Here is a 726-nt window from a genome sequence, read left to right as displayed (position 1 = left end):
CCCGCGCAGCGCCGCGACGGAGACGTCCCGGGCGCTCAACCCGTCGGGGAGGCGGGCGTCGTCGCCGTCGGGCGACGGGCGGGGCTTGGTCATCCCGGAGAAGAACTCGGGGGCGTGCCGGGCGCCCCAGATGCCCATCGCGGTGAGGCCGCCCAGCGGCTCGAGGTGCTTGCCGACCACCGGTAGCGAAGCGCCCGCGACGCTCAAGGCCAGCGCGTAGTCGCCGGGACGCGCCCGCAGCAACCATTTCGCGCACGATGTCATAGCCGGCCTCCTTGCCGTGGTGTTAGGGCAGCGTACCCCCGCCCCCGGCTCCGAAACTGACGTTTGCGTCGACGCCGCGTCGGCCGTCGGCGGCGCCTCTCCCCACGCTCACATCGCCGCCAGGCAGGCGATCACCCGGCCGCCGATCAGACGAACGCCGGTCAGCGTCAGGCCGACCTGCGCGGCCAGTGCGGCGGCACTGTCCACGCCGACCGACGCCCACCGGAACCAGGGCCCGACCTCGCAGGCGGACTCCAGCCGGACCCAGCGCGATCGGATGCCGATGTTCTCGGCGTCGAATTCGGCCACGCAGCGCCCGCCCCGCGCCAGCAGCTCGGCGGCCCGCCCCAGGATGCGGCGCGGGTCCCCGCCGAGGCCCACGTTGCCGTCGACCAACAACACCGTCTGCCACAGGCCCATCGCGGGCAGCGGGTCGAACACATCGCCCAGCAGGACCGGCGC

The 726-nt window shown here is 74.4% G+C and carries 2 pseudogenes; both read right to left on the bottom strand.

The annotated features are described in order from the left end of the window. Positions 1-264: pseudogene (locus A9X04_RS31765) on the bottom strand (alpha/beta hydrolase); the annotation flags it as partial. 108 nt (positions 265-372) lie between these two features. Continuing rightward, positions 373-726, bottom strand: a pseudogene (locus A9X04_RS24945) (SAM-dependent methyltransferase); the annotation flags it as partial.

Origin of the sequence: Mycobacterium sp. E3247, from assembly GCF_001667785.1 — a bacterium.
Classification (GTDB): Bacteria; Actinomycetota; Actinomycetes; order Mycobacteriales; family Mycobacteriaceae; genus Mycobacterium.
The sequence above is the reverse complement of the archived record's forward strand: the minus strand, read 5'-3'. Positions and strand labels throughout refer to the sequence as shown.